Origin of the sequence: Mycobacterium sp., assembly GCF_040509115.1 — a bacterium.
GTDB lineage: Bacteria > Actinomycetota > Actinomycetes > Mycobacteriales > Mycobacteriaceae > Mycobacterium.
The window spans coordinates 1-15,944 of the sequence record NZ_JBEVLO010000191.1 but is presented as its reverse complement, the minus strand read 5'-3'; the positions used below and the strand labels follow the sequence as shown (position 1 = coordinate 15,944).

19 protein-coding genes are annotated in these 15,944 nt (G+C 67.2%); 10 read left to right on the top strand and 9 right to left on the bottom strand.

Features of this window, described 5'->3' with window-relative positions; translation table 11 throughout:
- The 9 genes from ABW137_RS13580 to ABW137_RS13540 all read left to right on the top strand — a co-directional run.
- Window positions 1-1,030, top strand: a 1,030-nt coding sequence (locus ABW137_RS13580; RefSeq protein ID WP_526400702.1) for a helix-turn-helix transcriptional regulator, incomplete at its 5' end; no start/stop codon positions are given.
- 221 nt (window positions 1,031-1,251) lie between these two features.
- Window positions 1,252-1,407: a hypothetical protein gene (locus ABW137_RS13575; protein ID WP_526400701.1), complete on the top strand. Its 156-nt coding sequence runs from the start codon at window positions 1,252-1,254 to the stop codon at window positions 1,405-1,407.
- A gap of 123 nt (window positions 1,408-1,530) precedes the next feature.
- A complete protein-coding gene (locus tag ABW137_RS13570; RefSeq protein WP_526400699.1) occupies window positions 1,531-1,911 on the top strand; it encodes an ANTAR domain-containing protein in 381 nt (126 codons plus the stop codon).
- Window positions 1,912-2,027: 116 nt separating this feature from the next.
- Window positions 2,028-3,572 carry a phytoene desaturase family protein gene (crtI, locus tag ABW137_RS13565; protein WP_526400704.1) on the top strand — a complete coding sequence of 515 codons (1,545 nt, stop codon included), beginning with the start codon at window positions 2,028-2,030 and terminating at the stop codon, window positions 3,570-3,572.
- The gene (locus ABW137_RS13560; protein ID WP_526400697.1) at window positions 3,569-4,525 is read left to right on the top strand and encodes a phytoene/squalene synthase family protein; all 957 of its coding nucleotides are present in this window, start codon (window positions 3,569-3,571) and stop codon (window positions 4,523-4,525) included. Before crtI ends, ABW137_RS13560 begins: the two co-directional genes overlap by 4 nt.
- A 3-nt stretch (window positions 4,526-4,528) precedes the next feature.
- A complete protein-coding gene (locus tag ABW137_RS13555) occupies window positions 4,529-4,873 on the top strand; it encodes a lycopene cyclase domain-containing protein (protein WP_526400695.1) in 345 nt (114 codons plus the stop codon).
- Complete coding sequence (locus ABW137_RS13550; RefSeq protein ID WP_526400693.1) at window positions 4,870-5,199, top strand: lycopene cyclase domain-containing protein; 330 nt, start codon at window positions 4,870-4,872, stop codon at window positions 5,197-5,199. Before ABW137_RS13555 ends, ABW137_RS13550 begins: the two co-directional genes overlap by 4 nt.
- Window positions 5,196-5,918, top strand: coding sequence for a class I SAM-dependent methyltransferase (locus ABW137_RS13545; RefSeq protein ID WP_526400691.1), 723 nt, complete (start codon window positions 5,196-5,198; stop codon window positions 5,916-5,918). The genes ABW137_RS13550 and ABW137_RS13545 overlap by 4 nt, the downstream gene beginning before the upstream one ends.
- 94 nt (window positions 5,919-6,012) lie before the next feature.
- Entirely contained in the window at window positions 6,013-7,077 is a 1,065-nt protein-coding gene (locus ABW137_RS13540) for a DUF5914 domain-containing protein (RefSeq protein WP_526400689.1), read from the top strand.
- A gap of 4 nt (window positions 7,078-7,081) precedes the next feature.
- Here ABW137_RS13540 and idi read toward each other — a convergent pair whose 3' ends face one another.
- The 8 genes from idi to ABW137_RS13500 form a co-directional block, all read right to left on the bottom strand.
- Window positions 7,082-7,627: an isopentenyl-diphosphate Delta-isomerase gene (gene idi, locus ABW137_RS13535; RefSeq protein WP_526400687.1), complete on the bottom strand. Its 546-nt coding sequence runs from the start codon at window positions 7,625-7,627 to the stop codon at window positions 7,082-7,084.
- 30 nt (window positions 7,628-7,657) lie between these two features.
- Complete coding sequence (locus ABW137_RS13530) at window positions 7,658-8,404, bottom strand: glycosyltransferase family 2 protein (RefSeq protein ID WP_526400685.1); 747 nt, start codon at window positions 8,402-8,404, stop codon at window positions 7,658-7,660.
- A 143-nt stretch (window positions 8,405-8,547) separates the two neighbouring features.
- Complete coding sequence (locus ABW137_RS13525; RefSeq protein ID WP_526400683.1) at window positions 8,548-9,294, bottom strand: TauD/TfdA dioxygenase family protein; 747 nt, start codon at window positions 9,292-9,294, stop codon at window positions 8,548-8,550.
- Between the two features lie 17 nt (window positions 9,295-9,311).
- Complete coding sequence (locus ABW137_RS13520) at window positions 9,312-10,358, bottom strand: D-alanine--D-alanine ligase family protein (protein ID WP_526400681.1); 1,047 nt, start codon at window positions 10,356-10,358, stop codon at window positions 9,312-9,314.
- Window positions 10,359-10,369: 11 nt separating this feature from the next.
- Entirely contained in the window at window positions 10,370-11,719 is a 1,350-nt protein-coding gene (locus tag ABW137_RS13515; protein ID WP_526400679.1) for an ATP-grasp enzyme, read from the bottom strand.
- Entirely contained in the window at window positions 11,716-12,570 is an 855-nt protein-coding gene (locus tag ABW137_RS13510; protein WP_526400677.1) for an O-methyltransferase, read from the bottom strand. Before ABW137_RS13510 ends, ABW137_RS13515 begins: the two co-directional genes overlap by 4 nt.
- Window positions 12,567-13,781, bottom strand: a complete 1,215-nt coding sequence (locus tag ABW137_RS13505) for a sedoheptulose 7-phosphate cyclase (protein WP_526400675.1) — start codon at window positions 13,779-13,781, stop codon at window positions 12,567-12,569. The genes ABW137_RS13510 and ABW137_RS13505 overlap by 4 nt, the downstream gene beginning before the upstream one ends.
- 43 nt (window positions 13,782-13,824) lie before the next feature.
- Entirely contained in the window at window positions 13,825-14,490 is a 666-nt protein-coding gene (locus tag ABW137_RS13500) for an HAD-IA family hydrolase (protein WP_526400673.1), read from the bottom strand.
- Between the two features lie 193 nt (window positions 14,491-14,683).
- Here ABW137_RS13500 and ABW137_RS13495 point away from each other — a divergent pair, with 193 nt between their 5' ends.
- Window positions 14,684-15,256, top strand: a complete 573-nt coding sequence (locus ABW137_RS13495; protein ID WP_526400671.1) for a TetR/AcrR family transcriptional regulator — start codon at window positions 14,684-14,686, stop codon at window positions 15,254-15,256.
- A 16-nt stretch (window positions 15,257-15,272) separates the two neighbouring features.
- On the opposite strand, the gene ABW137_RS13490 is transcribed toward ABW137_RS13495, so the two are convergent.
- Entirely contained in the window at window positions 15,273-15,743 is a 471-nt protein-coding gene (locus tag ABW137_RS13490) for an Lrp/AsnC family transcriptional regulator (RefSeq protein ID WP_526400669.1), read from the bottom strand.
- Window positions 15,744-15,944 lie beyond the last annotated feature (201 nt).

The window sequence follows — 15,944 nt, the reverse complement described above, 5'->3', positions numbered from 1 at the left end:
CGACCGGGTGCCGACTCAGGTCATGATGGTCAGAAGGAACGATCTGATGAACGAGGAATCGCAACCCCTGAACGGGCATCCCGTGCTGCGGACCAGCAGCTTGGAGGAGGCCCGCGACGTCGTGAGCGAGGTTTATCTCGACCACCGGCTGCACACCGATCGACCCGACGATCTCGACGTGGCGATGAACGCGGTCGAGCAGCGCATGTTCACTGCGGGGTTCTTGACCTACGGGGCGCAAGCGACCCTGGAGATGCCCCCGACGGAGGACTGCTATCACGTCAATCTCACGGTTGAGGGCGTGACCCATGCGACCCGGACGGATGGCGGCCGGGCCACGACCGAAGCGCGGCGCCGCGGGGTCATCCTGCATCCCGAGCAGACCAACATCGTGAACTGGGAGCCCGGTGCCGGGCAGATCATCCTGAAGGTGCCGCGCCGGAGCTTGGAGTCCCACCTGACCGAACTGCTCGGGGCGCCCGTGCAGTCGGCGATCGACTTCGACTTCGGACTGGACCTCTCGACACCTGCGGGCGCGAGCCTGTTGGCCTCGGTCGAGTTCTTCTTACAGGAACTCGACCGACCCGGCGGGATCGCCGACATGCCCTTGGCGCGTGATCAATTGGAGTCGTTCATCATGAGCCAGCTCCTGGTGGCTGGCAGTCATCCGTACCGCGACGACATGCTCGCCGAGCCGGGCCAGGTCAAGTTGGGCCGCCTCAAGCCCGTCGTGGACTTCATCGAGATGAACGCCGACGAACCCCTGACGCCCGCCGAGCTGGCGCGGGCGGGCAACGTCAGCGTGCGCACCCTGCACGCATCGTTTCAGCGCTGCTTCGGCATGTCGCCGATGTCCTACGTTCGCAAGGTGCGGCTCGAGCACGTCCACGACGAACTGGTCTCCCGCCACGATCCCGAACTGCGCGTCACCGAGGTCGCCACCCGGTGGGGGTTCTTCCACCTGGGCCGGTTTGCGCAGCAGTACAAGGAACGCTTCGGAGAGTCACCGTCGGATACCCTGCGCGGCTAGGCACCTCCGACCCGCGGCCGTCGCTACCAGCGCGCAATTCGCCGGCGGGTGAGAACGCCTGCTGACATATCCGCAGCGTGGCCGGCACGCCCACCCGCTCGCCGCTGCCCGCGTGGCCTCCCGCGTCTCGTGCACGCACCCCGGACCTTCACGTGGCGGGCCAGCGCAGGTTCGGTTTCGCGAATGGGTACCCATGAGGTGCCCCCGTGAAAGGAGCGAACGTGTCGAACACCAACAGGCGTGCCGAAGAACATCTCAAGGCCGAGGAAGACGATGGGTCTGCGGAGTTCCAACCCGAGGATGGTGGCCCCGAGGGTGGTGGTAAGGCCGATCCCGGCTCACCCGCGGTCTCGAAGCCGCCCGAGCGCCGCACTTGACGTGGTCGCCGACTTCGCGAACTATTGAACTATTCGTCCAGAACACTACGAGTCGTTCAGAAAGCCCAGCCGACGTCGAGTAGCACGCGTCGGCGCCCGGCAATCGCGCGCAGAGGAGCGGAGATGAGCGTGAGCACCCAGGAAGAGCGTCCCCTCCTTGCCTCCACACGCGACAAGGCGACCGAAGACGGCCTCGACGAGCGCGTTTCCGCCGCCGTTGCCGAATTCCGGGCCAATCGGGCCGTCATCGAACAGGCCAAGGGCATGCTCATGTTCATCTACGGACTCGACGCAGATCGGGCGTTCGCTGTGCTGAAGGAACATTCCCAGCGGCACAACCTCAAGCTGCGCGTGGTCGCCCAGCAGATCCTCGACGATCTCGTCGAGTTGTCCCGATCGCCCTCGCCGCTGCGTCACCTGCAGTACGACCCGCTGGTGATGAGCGCCCAGCGGCGGGTCGCCAAGGCCTGGGGCCCCGACAGTCGATCGAGCAACGGTGAGTGAAATGCCGCAATGAGGGTAAGTCCGAAGTGGCGCGACGCGGCACCGTCCGCGGCTTCGCCAGGCCGTGGCGCGACGCGCCGAGGTCAGGACGGTCGAGAGTGGGAACTTAGGTGAGCATCCGCACCGTGGGCGGTCGTACCGATCACGTCGTCGTCGTGGGCGCTGGCCTCTCCGGACTGTCCGCCGCGCTGCACCTGGCGGGGCGCGGCAGGAAGGTGACGGTCTTGGAGCGCGGCGCCCACCCCGGGGGGCGCGTCGGTCGCGCCGACATCGGGGGATACCTGCTCGACACCGGCCCCACCGTGCTGACCATGCCCGACCTGATCGACGAGGCGTTCGCTGCGGTCGGCGAAACCATGGCCGATCGCCTAGAGGTCCTTCCCGTTGCGCCTGCCTACCGCGCTTCGTTCGCCGACGGAAGTGCCATGGACGTCCATGCCGACGCCGAGGCGATGGCAGCCGAGGTCGAGCGCTTGGCGGGCAGAGCCCAGGCCGACGGCTACCGACGGTTGCGGGCCTGGCTGACCCGGCTCTACGAGGTCGAGTTCGACGGCTTCATCGCGGCCAACTTCGACTCCCCGCTCGCACTGCTGACCCCACAACTCGCCCGGCTGGCCGCGATCGGCGGATTCCGGCGATGGGACCGCGTGGTGCGCCGCTTCGTGGCCGACGAGCGACTGCTCCGGGTGTTCACCTTTCAGGCGCTCTACGCGGGCGTACCTCCGCAACGGGCGCTGGCGGTCTACGCCGTCATCGCTTACATGGACACCATCTCCGGGGTCTACTTTCCGCGCGGCGGAATGCGGGCCCTGCCCGACGCGATGGCGGCCGCGGCAGTCGACGCAGGCGTCGAATTCGTCTACCAGACAACGGTTTCCGGACTGGAGGCCAACGGCGGAAGGGTCAGTGCCGTCCGAACGGACTCCGGCCAGACATTCGGCGCCGACGCGGTGGTCCTCACCACCGAACTCCCAGACACCTACCGTCTGCTGGGCCGGACACCGCGGCGGGTGGTGCCGCTGCGGGCAGCGCCGTCGGCGGTGGTGGCACACGTCGGCTGCCGTGCCGTCGGGGATCCCAGCGCCCATCACGGGGCTGATCGCAGCGCTCATCTCGGCGCCCACCACAACATCGTCTTCGGCGACGCGTGGAAGCAGACGTTCCGCGACATCATCGACGATGGACGCACGATGTCCGATCCGTCCCTGCTGGTAACCCGGCCGACGGCCAGCGACCCCGGTCTGGCCCCCGCCGGGCGCGACCTGCTCTACGTCCTGGCTCCGGCCCCCAACACCGCCGTGGGCAAGGTTGATTGGGCGGTCAGCGGCGATGACTACGTCCGCCGGATGCTGGACGTCGTTCAGGCCCGGCTACCCGGGATCGGTGAGGACGCCGAGATCCTGCGGGTCGACACGCCCGCCGACTGGCAGGCCCAGGGCATGGCAGCAGGCACCCCGTTCGCCTTGGCGCACAACTTCGCTCAGACCGGGCCCTTCCGCCCCGCCAACACGATCCGGGGCATCGACAACGTCGTGCTCGCGGGATCGTCGACGGTACCCGGCGTCGGCGTCCCGACCACGATGATCTCCGGTCGACTGGCTGCCGACCGGATCACCGGCGCGGAGGCCAGGCGGCCAGGACTACGCGGGGTGGCGTCGTGAACGAGCTCGACGCAGCGGGCGTGCACGAGGCGGCCGTGCGTGACGCCTACCGCCGCTGCCGACGGATCAACGCCGAACACGGCCGCACGTTCTTCCTGGCTACCAGGCTGCTGGCACCCTGCCAACGCCCAGCGGTACACGCCCTCTATGGGTTCGCCCGCCGGGCCGACGACATCCTCGACGACTTCGACCCGGCCCTGAGCACCGCCCAACGGGCCGTTCGCCTGCAGGACCTCGCCACCCGACTGTTCGACCGAATGACCAACGGCACGACCAACGCCGACGACGACCCGGTGCTCGTCGCCGTGGTGCACACCGCCCGCGCCTACGGCATCTCGTGGCAGCTGTTCGACGACTTCCTGGCCTCCATGCAGATGGACCTGACCGTCACCGACTATCCCGACCGGGCAGCCTTGGACCGGTACATGTATGGCTCGGCAGAGGTCATCGGGTTGCAACTGTTGCCCGTTCTGGGCACGGTGGGCCCGCCGGAGGAGGCGGCCCCCTATGCGGCCGCACTGGGAAAGGCATTCCAGCTCACCAACTTCCTGCGCGACGTCGACGAAGACCTGCAACGCGGCCGGGTCTACCTCCCCGCCGACGAGCTCGCCGCCCACGGCGTCGACCGCGATCTTCTGACGTGGTGTCACGACAACCGGCGCACGGACCCGCGGGTGCGGGCGGCGCTGACCGACCAGCACGCCGTCACCCGCGAGGTCTATGCCCGCGCGCAACACGGCATCGCGCGCCTGGACCCGCGGTCGCGGCCCTGCGTGGAGGCGGCGCTGACGCTGTATTCGGAGATCTTGGAACGGATCGAGGAGATTGACTTCGCCGTCTTCGATCAGCGCGCGACCGTGGGCACGGCGCGTCGAGTGCGGGTGGCGGGCACGGGATTGGTGAAGGCGTGGCGCGCCAGGCTTCAAAAGGCCCCCGGGACGGACGAGAATTGATCCATGGGCCATTGGGAGTATCTGATCGTGCTCGCGGCATGTCTGCTCGTCACCGCCCCGCTGGAGTTCTTCGGTACCGGTGTCTACCGGCAGGCGAGCAGAGCGGCGCGCGCCATCCTTCCGGTGGCCATCGTCTTCGTCGTGTGGGACGCGCTGGCCATTGCGGGTGGGGTGTGGACGTACAACCCGACGTACGTCACGGGCATCCACCTGCCGTTCGCGATACCGCTCGAGGAACTGCTGTTCTTCCTGGTGATACCGCTCTGCGGGCTGCTGACGTACTCGGCGGTGAACGCCACGCTGGCGAGGCTGCGCCGCAAGGACGATCGGAAGGCGCGGCGCCGATGACCGGCATCGGTTACACCGTTCCGGCCGTGATCGCGGTCATCCTGGTGTGTGCGTGGGAGTTCGGGATCCTGCACACCGGTCTGCTCCGCAAACCCGGCTACTGGATTTCGATGGGCATCGTGCTCGCGTTCCAGATCGTGGTGGATGGCTGGCTCACCAAACTCAGCGCACCGATCGTGCTGTACGACGACGACCACACGATCGGCGTGCGCTTCCCCTTCGACATCCCCGTCGAGGACTTCCTGTTCGGGTGGGCGATGGTGACCGCAGTCCTCCTGCTGTGGGAACGTCAGCGGCCCAAGGCAGATCAGGCGGATGAATCGTGAGCCGTCCGGACGACGTGACACCCGCCAACGTGCCGTCGGCATTCGACGCCGGAGCGCCCGCATACGACCGCCTGGTCGGAGCGAACCCCGGCTATCACGACCACTTGAGGCTCTCCGCGCAACGGATGCAACTGCCAGACGGTGGCCGAGGATTGCGACTGCTGGACGCCGGGTGCGGCACCGGGGCATCGACGGCCGCCCTGCTGGCCGCCGCGCCCCAGGCCGAGATCATTGGCGTCGACGGGTCTTTCGGCATGTTGGCCGAGGCAAGGGCCAAGAAGTGGCCCGCATCGGTGCGCTTCGTGCACAGTCGGATCGAGCAGCTCGACGATGCGGACGTCGGCGGACAGTTCGACGGGATCCTGGCCGCGTATCTCATTCGGAATCTCGCTGACCGGGACGCGCAGCTGCGGGCCTTCCGCGACATGCTGCGTCCAGGCGGCCGGCTCGCCGTGCACGAGTACTCCGTCCGGGATTCGCGGTTGGCGACCGCGGTGTGGAACGCGGTGTGCACGACCGTGATCATCCCCGCAGGCCGGCTCCGCACCGGTGACGCCTCGCTCTACACGTACCTGCGGCGCAGCGTGAACCAGTTCGACGGTGCCTCGGGCTTCCGGGAACGTCTGCGTGGCAACGGATTCACGAACGTGCGCAGCGAGACGGTACCCGGCTGGCAGCGCGGCGTCGTACACACCTTTCTCGCGGATGCACCCCGATGACGGAACGACTTCGCGTCCCAGACCGGGCGTCGCGCGGGGGCCGTCCGGCGGCGGCGCCGCGACGGCTGGCCCGCGATGGAAGGCGGGTACTCGGATGAATCGACTCACCGAGGTGAGAAACAGGGTGACGAAGGTCGTTCCGTTTCAACTGCTTCCGCGCGCGAAGTGGGCCGCCCAGCGCCCCACCCACCGAGAGGCGTCGGCTGCGGTGATTGGGTCAGCACTGGCGCGGTCGCAAGCCAGGGCCAGCGGCAACTGGTACGCGTTCGCCGCGGCGGCGAGCATCGGCGAACGACCGGTGGGGATCACCGTTGCCGGAATCGAACTGGTCGCGTGGCGCGGGCAGGACGGCGAGCTTCACGTCGGGCCGGGCGCCTGTCCGCATCTGGGCGCGGACCTCTCCACCGCCATCGTCGACGACGGTGCGCTGGTCTGCCGATGGCACGGGCTGCGGCTGACCTGCGCGGGCCGACCGGGCTGGCGCACGTTCCCCGCCCATGACGACGGCGTCATCGCGTGGGTGCGGTTGGACGCTGTCGGCGCAGAGGTGCCACTCGAACGCCCCGTGATCGTCGGACGGCCCGACGGCGCGCAACTGCAGGCCGTCGCACGCCTCACCGGCATTTGCGAGCCGAGCGACGTCATCGCCAACAGGATGGATCCGTGGCACGGGTCGTGGTTTCACCCGTACTCGTTCGCCCGGTTGGAAGTCATCAGCTCGCCTTCGGGCGAGCGAAGCGACGGGGGATCAGATTCGGGCGAGCGAAGCGACGGGGATTTCGTTCCCGTGCCCGAGGAACTGGACCGCTTCCTCGTCGCGGTCACGTTCCGGATCGGGCGCGTCGGCGTCCCCGTGGTGGCGGAGTTCATCAGCCCGGAGCCCCGCACGATTCTGATGCGCATCGTCGACGGCGAGGGAACCGGCAGCGTGGTGGAGACCCACGCCACCCCGTTGGGCCCTGGCCTCGACGGTCGGCCGAGGACGGCGGTGCTGGAGGCGGTGATCGCCCACTCCGATCGGCCCGGGTTCGCCCATGCGCTCCGTGGTGCGCCGATGATCACCCCCCTGATGAAGCATGCCGCAACCCGGCTCTGGCGCGATGACCTCGTCTACGCGGAGAGGGTGTTCGCACTCCGCAACGGCACCGGCAGGCTCTGAACGTTCAGACCCAGTTCGTGACTCCGCGCGCTTCGAGAAGCGGAATCTGGGTCACCGCCCAGGGACTGATCGACCACGGCAGGCGGGCCGCCGCGCTCAGCTCCTGCCACGTCACCCAGCGGGTGTCCATCACCTCGTCGGGAGCGACCGTAAGCGCGGAATCGGCGCGTGCACAGAAGACTGGGCAGATCTCGTTCTCGACGGTGCCGTCGGCTGCGGTGGCACGGTAGCGAAAGTCGGGAAGCACGCATGCTGCCTCGTCGATCCCGACCCCGAGCTCTCGTCGGGCCCGCCGCCGGACTGCGTCGAGGAGCTGTTCTCCAGGGGCGGGATGGCCGCAGAACGAATTGGTCCACACCCCGGGCCACGTCACCTTGCCGAGTGCGCGCCGGGTCAGCAGGACGCGCCCCCGCGAATCGAACAGATAGCAGGAGAAGCCGAGATGCAGCGGCGTGGCATCGTGGTGCACGTTCGCCTTGGCGGCGGTGCCTATTGGCCCTCCGCTCTCGTCGACCAGCACCACGCGTTCGTCATCGGTGACCGTCGTCATCGCTTCATGTTCTCCCATCGCGACAATTCATCAAAGGGCGACCTGGTCCTCGGCGATCCCGCGCACGTAGTCGCCGAAGCCTCCGGGAGCACGGGACTGTCGTCGATCGGACGTGCGTACGGGATGATCGGTGTCCCAGGCAATCTGCACGTCCGAGCGAACCAGGCGCTGCGCGAGGTCGACGTCCTCACCGAGGCGAAGTGGCCCGAATCCACCGATCTGCCAGTACTTGTCGGCGCGCACGCCGAAGTTGGCACCGTGGACGTGACCATGCCCGACGCCAGCGGCACCGACCATGCGGTACCGAGTGTCGTAGCGGTGCTGGGTTACCCGCGAGTGCTCTCGCCATTGCACGCTGACGGTGCCGACTACTGCTTCGGCGCCCATGTGGAAATGGTCGACGTGATTGGTCAGCCAGGTCGGCGGCACCATGGAATCGGCGTCCGTGGTGGCCAGCCACGTCTCGGCACCCGTACCGCGGGCGAAGGCGCGGAAGCCGGCCCCGCGCGCCGCGCCGACGTTGCGTGCCGAGATGGTCAGGGCCGAAACCGCAGCAGGCACGATCTCGGCCGTGCCATCGGTACAGTCGTCGAGTACGACGGCCACTTGGACGGGGACCGTTACCCGGTTCGCCGCCACGGCGAGACTGTTCAGACAGTCCGGAAGGCGTTCACGCTCGTCGTGGGCGGGTACCACGACGACGATGCGTCGTAGTGCAGGCGAGGCGACGGAAGCGGTGACGCGGGCGGCGTCGGCGACGCGGCGTGAGAACGGCATGAAGTCTCCATGGCGACGGACGGTCGATCGGCGTCCGGTGTAGGACCGGAGCGGACGGCCGAGGCTGCTTCCCTGCCGTTCTCGGGACTCATACCCCGAAAATTGGGGGCGAACCCGAAGTGGAACGCCGATTTCGACAGCCATCAGCTTGACCGGACACTGCCGTCGGCCACCATGCCTCGGTGCATGACACGGTCGCCGACCACGCCGCTGTGGTCGGCGCGGTGCAACACGCATCGGTTGTCCCACATCACGACATCGCCCGCCGACCAGCGGTGCCGGTACACGTTGGGCGCCGCCGTGGAGTGCTCGAAGAGCAGGGAAACGGTGTGCGCGGCGAGTTCCTGGGGCATGCCGCTCACCTTCGCGCAGCGGGTGGGGGAGGACAGGAACAGCGCCGTGCGCCCTGACACCGGATGCTCGCGGAAGATCGGGTGCTCGGCCGACGTTTCGTGCGTGTCGTCGAGCTCCAGACCCGTGACGACGTGGGTGATGGTGCGACCGTCGAGTTGGCGCCGAAGCTCGGGCGGCAGGGTTTCATAGGCGAGGTACTGATTGCTGAACAGGGTGTGGCCGCCCTCGGCGGGCACCTCGACCGCCCGCAACGCGGTGTATGCCGGAGGAATTCGGACATAGCTGGTATCGGTGTGAAACGTCGACCGCGGGGGAGCCTTTCGGCCGACGTTGGTGATGAGGTTGAGGTCGGGGCAGCCGGGAACGGGTGTCTCTCCCTCGGTGAACTGCAGTTCCCCGAAGCTGCGGAGGAAGCGCATGAACGCCGCGTCGTCGACGTCCTGTCCGGGGAGGATGACGACGCCGTGGCGAGCGAGCAACCCACGTAGTTCGCCGACCTGAACGTCGCCGAGCGAATCGACCCGCAGGCCGGTCACGACGGCTCCCAACGGGGTCAGCGGAGTGAATTGCACGGTGTCCCTTGGAGTTCGAGTTCCCCGAGCGCCGCGGCGAACAGATCGCGCACGTCGATGCCCGCCGCCGCGGCCATCACGGCGATCACACTGGTGGGGGCGAAGGAGCAGTAGGGGCCGGCCTCCAGGAACCAGGGCTGCCCGTCGGGGTCGATGCGGAAGTCGAACAGGCTGTAGTGCCGGCAGCCCAGGGCCTCGTGACAGCGTCGGGCGGCGGCCCAGACGGGCGCGGTGATGGGGTCGTCCTCGGCGACGATCCATGCCCGCGACGGTTCCTTGGCAACCAGGAACAGGTCCCCGGAGTCGGTTCGCGACAGCTTGTCGTCACGGCCGCGGATGGGTTTGGTCACCGGATCCACGGCGTACTCCTCCAGGGGCAGGCACACCAGTTCGCCGCCGCGGACGATGATGCCGCAGCGCACTTCGCGACCCAGTTCCACGTAGGTCTCGACCAGTGCGGCGTCGCCGTGTTCGAAGGCCGAGTCAAGCGCGGCACCGTATTCACGCGCGTCGCGGGCGAGTGATACGCCGGCGGAGTTGTCGGCGTCGACGGGTTTGACGACGACGGGAAACGCGGGCCGGGACCGTTCGCCGCGCCGCACGACCCATCCGTCGGGTACGGCCACTCCGGCGTCCTTCACGATCGCCCTGGCCTTGGACTTGTCGGCGGCGTTGGCCATCACGTCCGGCGTATTGCCGACGTACGGAATGCCGAGAACGTCGAACAGCGCGCGGTAAGAGGTCATTCCAGGACGACAGAACATGTGCGGAACTACGACGTCGACGCCGATGGCCTCGATGTGGGCGATGGCCTGGGGCAGGGTCATGGCGACCGCGGCGGAGAGCGAACCGGCGTCGAGACCGGCTGGAAACCGCCACGTACCGTCCGGGGACGTGTATGCGACCGCAACGTCGTAGCGACCGAGGTCGTCGACGGCGTCCAGGCAGGCGGCCGCGTACAGGCGGGACAGTTCCGCGTGGAACTCGTCTACCGGTGATCCGACGAGATGGAGCACGGAAGTTGGCAAGCGCGCCGACATTAGTCGCCCCCGGTCTCGACGAGCTTGCCGATGTTGAAGTCGATGCGGGTCCATCCCCGCCGATTGAGCAGATTCGTCAACAGCAGCGACGGGATCTGCAAGTGATGAACCATCAGATACGGCAACGGATCTCGCCATGAGAAGATCGCGTCCTTACCTCGCGTGACCGCGGCGAGCCTCGGTAGCCGGTTCGGCTGGGTGAGGATGCGCCACATCTCGTGATAGAGCCAGTGGGTGGGGCGTGCGCTCGGGTGAGGTGTGATGACCGGGTGGTCGTCCTGCAGGTAGGCGGCCGCGAGGTCCGGGTGGTCGTAGAACATGGTGACCGCCGAATGGGTCCGCGGATTGCATTCGATGGCGTAGGCGTCGCCGTTGGTGTCTTCGATGAAGTCGAAGGAGATCTGTCCCGTCAGCCCGAATGCGGCGACGAACGTCTCTACCCAGCACCGGATCTCGGGTTTGTCGACGTCGGCGTAGTTGATCTGGAACGCCGATGATTCGCAGCAACCGTAGACCTGCAGCCTGCCATGGCGGACGGTGCCGTGCGTGCAATACTCCTGGCCTTCGATGAACTCCTGGAGTATCCACGGGTCGTCGTCGGAGATCGGTAGCGATCGCGCGAAGGCGTTGTTGCGCTGCGGGGTATCCCGGGACAGCCGGGTCAAGTCCATTCGACCCACGGGGTTGTACGCGATCCGCTTGAGGATGTAGGTCCGGCCCTCGGGGAAGTCGAAGTCGACGACCTGCTGGGCGTCGGTGATCCGCCGGTGATCGGGAACCCGAAGACCCACCGATGCTGCGGCAGACGAGAAGCTGGCCTTGTCGTCCAAGAGGCGTGCGGTATCGGGGTCGACGTGCAGCACTTCGCAGGCATCCCTCAGCAGAGCTCCGGCATCGGCGTCCGGCACGCCGCCTGCCGGGCTGGAGACGGGCACGAACGTGTCGACGCGCTCGCGGTGGACGACGTCGAGAAGTGCCTCCGAATAGCCGGGTGCGCCGGGCTCTGGCACGCAGTGAAACGCGTCGACGGCGCGGGAGAACCGATGACCCGTGAACCGGTACTTCGCGGATTCGACGAGGACCACGCGGTGCCCGGCGGCATGGAAGGATCGCGCGAGTTGCAGCGCCTTCGTCATCTTGCCGCCGTTGATCAGGATCGTTCGTCGTGTGCCGGTGGTGCCGGGGCGCATGGGGTTCGACCATCCGCCGACGAACGCGACGGCGACCACCGCGAGGTCCACCGGCAGCGTCAGCGTGAGAACGGCAAGGGTGGCCAGCGTTCGCCACGAATTGGCGCCCTCCGCAGCGGGTGCTCGCGTCGGCGCGGTGGCGTCGACCAGAGCCGTCACGTCGTGGCCCGCCGGATCAGGGTGAGTCCGTCCCGTAACGGAAGGAGTACCTGTTCGACGCGGGGGTCGAGGGTCAGCGCCGCATTGAACCCCGCGATCGCGGCGCCGTTGGTGGAGAGTTCGCCGTCGGCGTAGGGCTGACCCTGCATCAGGGTGTTGTCCACGGCGATGACCGCGCGCGGCGCCAGCAGGCTGCTTTCGAGAAGGTAGTCGACGTAGTCGAGGTATCCGGGCTTGTCTGCGTCGATGAAGACGAAGTCGAACCGGTCTCCCGTCGGCCCGAGTCGCGCCGATAGTCGGCGCAAGGTGTCCAACGCAGGACCCACCTCGATGGTGATCCTCTTGCCTGCCGGGGAGGCATCGAGGCTCTGCCGAGCGAATGCGGCGACTTCGGCATCGATCTCGCACGCGATCAACGAGCCATCGTCTGACAGTTCCTCTGCCATGGCCAGCGCGGAATAGCCGGTGAACATCCCGATTTCCAGCACGTGGGTGGCGCGGGACAGATGTAGCAGAAACTTCAGGACCTGGCCCTCGACGTGACCGGAGAGCATCTCCTGTTCGAGTCGGACCCCGGCGGCGCGGTCTGCGCTCCAGTCCGTTTCGCGGGTGCGGCGAGCCAACTCGGCCAGCGCATGCGACTCCGGCGTCGTGCATTCGCTGAGGTAGGGGTCCAGACCCGCGGCGAGATCACGGGCCCGGCGGAGCCGATCCAGCAGCGTGCGATCGACACCGGGCGCCGCGCCGAACTGCTGGACCAATTCGCCGAGTTCCTCGGCGAGGATGGTCGAGGGTGTGACCGGTCGCGCCGCGGGCAGTGGGCTTTCGCTGAGGGTGACGGTTTCGCTCATGACGGCACCGCGGCGGTGAACATGTCGAGACCGTCCCCGACGCGGGGATAGTCCAGGCAGATCTTCTTGTGAAGCGTCAAGGTGTCCGAAAGCTCCTCTGTCGTCACGTCGTTGAGGAAGCGGCACTGACCGATGGGGTCGGGCACCGCCGCCCTCAGCAGACCGTCACGGGTCTTGAGGATGGCTGCGGTGGCCCGCTCCAGAAGTTCTGGAGTCAGGTGGTGACTGTCGAGGGCGAGTCCCAGTGAGCTCATGACGCCCAACACCCGGTCTCGATCTGCCACCGAGAGGTGGCCGCGTTGCTCGGCCAATGTGGTGGACAGCGCCATGTCGATGTTGATCGCGTGACCATGGAAGAACGGCTGCGGCGGAGTCAGTTCCAAGGTCGGACTCCAGGTGTGTCCGAAGGCGATGACGCGGTCCAGGTCGATCTCGTGCAGGTTCGGTGCCTCCAGGTCGAGCATGGTGGCTATGGCTTGCCGGGTGAGATGATCGGCAGCCGAGCGTAATTCGGGCGTTCCGTCCAAGTGGCCGAAGCGGGTGGCCAGCAGTTCCGGCCCGTGAGCTTCGAGAAGGTCGAAGATCTCGGCGTTTCCGACGACGGCGATCTTGATGAGCTCGGCCATGCCGTTGCGTACCTGGTCCTCGGGGAGGGTCCGCAGGAAGGAGAAGTCCAGCAGCACGCGTTGCGAGGCGTGGTATGCGCCAAGGCGGTTCTTGTGCTTGCCGTGGTTGACCGCAACCTTGATCGACACGCTCGCGTCGATCAGTCCGATGAGCGTCGTTGGGATGCGGACGTAGGGGGTGTTGCGGCGGTAACTGGCACACGCGAAACCGGCCACGTCGGTGGTCAGTCCGCCGCCGACGACCAGGACGGGCTCGGTGCGCACCAGTCCGAAGGAGTCGAACTGTTCGACGATCCACTCGAAGGTCTCCAGTGACTTCGCCGTCTCGCGAATCTGTACCGGCAGCACCGTCAGTGCCAACCGGTGGTGCTCGAAGTACGTCTGAATGGCATCGCCGTACAGGTCGTGGACGGTCTGGTCGATGACGACGAGTGCCCGGCCGTACGGTCGGTAGACATCCGCGAGTTCGGGGTTGTCGACCGCGAAGACGCCGTCGACGTAGATCAGGTCGTACTCGATCTTCTCGTAGCCCTCGACGTGAAAGGCCCTGTCGCTGGCCGTGACTCGGGCTTGGAGGTTGCTCATGGGTTCTCCTTGATGACTGCCGGTTGACGTGGGTGTGGTGGCACTAGGACGCCACGTGCTTCAGGATCTGCTCGGCGTCGAGGGAATCGACGGTCTCGTCGGCGGCGCTGAAGTCGCCGCCTGCGGTGTTGGCGTTGGGGAACGCGACGCAGGCAACCCCTGCAGCGGCTGCGGCGCTGACGCCGCCCACGTTGTCCTCGATGGCCACGACGCCGTCGGCCTGCTCGCCCAGCTGGTTCAGCGCGTAGGCGTAGGCCGCGGGGTCGGGTTTGGGCTGGTCCACCGATGTGCTGTCCACGATGAGGTCGAACGGCTGCGCGCCGAGGGCGGGCTGCAAGGCGGCGAGGAGCGCCGCCACGTTCTCGGGAGAGGTGGTGGTGACGAACGCGAGTTTGACGCCGTGCTTCTTGGCGGCCTCGACGGTGGCTGCCACGCCGGGGCGGGGTTCGATCGACGTCGCGCCGAGGAGCTCCTGGAAGATTTGCGACTTGGTGGCATGGACGGCCGCGGCGTCGACGTCGTCACCGTGGGAGGTGGCGTAGTCGTCGATCCGATTGGCGCCGCCGTTGGATCCGAGCATCGAGGAGTAGTCGTCGCGCGACCACTGCCAGTCCAACCCGTGCGCCTCGAATGCCTCGTTGAACGCGCGGCGTTGCAGCTCAGAGGTGTCGGCGAGGGTGCTGATCGATCCGAACAGGATGGCAGTCATGGGAGATCCTTCGAGTGGGCTGGGTGGCGGACTTCGGCGCCGCCTGTCGAGATCGCAGATTCCCAGTACACTATTGGCCTAAACGTTCATTAGTGACGTTTTAGATCAGTACTGACTTAGAAGTTCATCAGCTAACTTGCTGTCGGAGTCGGCGCACCGAGACGACTGGACAGGCGGGGCAGGTGACACTCGTATGACGCCCCCACGGGACGCAAAGGCAAGCGACACCGATGCCCGCGTGGCGCGCACCCGTGCCGACGTCGCGCGCGCCGCGCTCGCCGTGCTGACCGGCGAGGGATCCGAGGCCGTGACACACGCCCGGGTGGCCGAATTGGCCGGCTACTCCAAGACCACGCTCTACACCCACTGGCCCGCGCGTATCGACCTGATCGCCATGGCGATCGAGACGCTGGGCGACATGCCGCACACCGAGCGCACGGGCGATCTGCGTGCCGACGTCATCGCCGAACTCAAGGTGTTCCGACAGGGGATCACCGACCTACGCCTCGACCGCGTGCTGACCGGGATGGCGGAATGGGCGTCGGACGAACAGATGCGTCGGATCAGGGACAAGGTCAACACCGACGGCCAGCATCAGATGTACGAGATGCTCGGTGAACACTTTAGCGGGGCCAGGCTCGACGCGGCGGTGTCCATGCTCACCGGCGTGATCGCCTGTCCGTCAGTCATGTTCGGCACCCTGCCCGACGACGACGTCATCGAGGCGGGCGTCGACATCGTGCTGGCAAGCATTCCCCCCGCGTAGCCGCCTGGTGCCTGCACTACCCTCGCGCGAGCTGCTCCAACAGTGGCCGGGTCCGGTAGGCGACGACCTCGTGCATCGCCACCGACATCGTCGTGCGTTCGACGCCGGGAACGGCGAGGACCAGGCCGACGACGCGGTACAGATCGTCGGCATCGATGGCGACGGCGGCGATCAGCAGATCCGCCGCCCCCGAGAGCCCGGTGACCTGCGTGATCTGCGCGATGGTCTCCAGTTCGACGATGACGTCGTCGAGGCGATGCTGGTCGACCACGGCGGTGATGAACGCCTTGAGCGGATAACCCAGATCGCGCGGCGATACGCAGCGGTCGATCGGTGCCAACACCTTCTCCTGGTCCCACCGGGCCAGCCGGGCCTGCACGGTGTTTCGTGCCAGGCTCAGCTTGGCTGCGAGTTGAACCCCGGTGGCACGCGGGGCGTCGCACAGCGCAAGGAGCATGCGAGCGTCGGTACGGTCCAGCTTCGCCATGTCGCCCAGTATCGCACGTCACAATCCACCGGCAATGGGCAACTTGCTCAGGGCAGAGCACGTTGCTTGCTCAATCTGTAAGTCAGTGCTTCCCTTGAGGCAGCACATAGCCCAGTGCCGGCCCAGTGCCAGCCCAGCAAGGTCCAGCAGATCCACAGCCCAGAGGGGTGAGTCCCATCACAGATCTCGACGTCCGCCGAC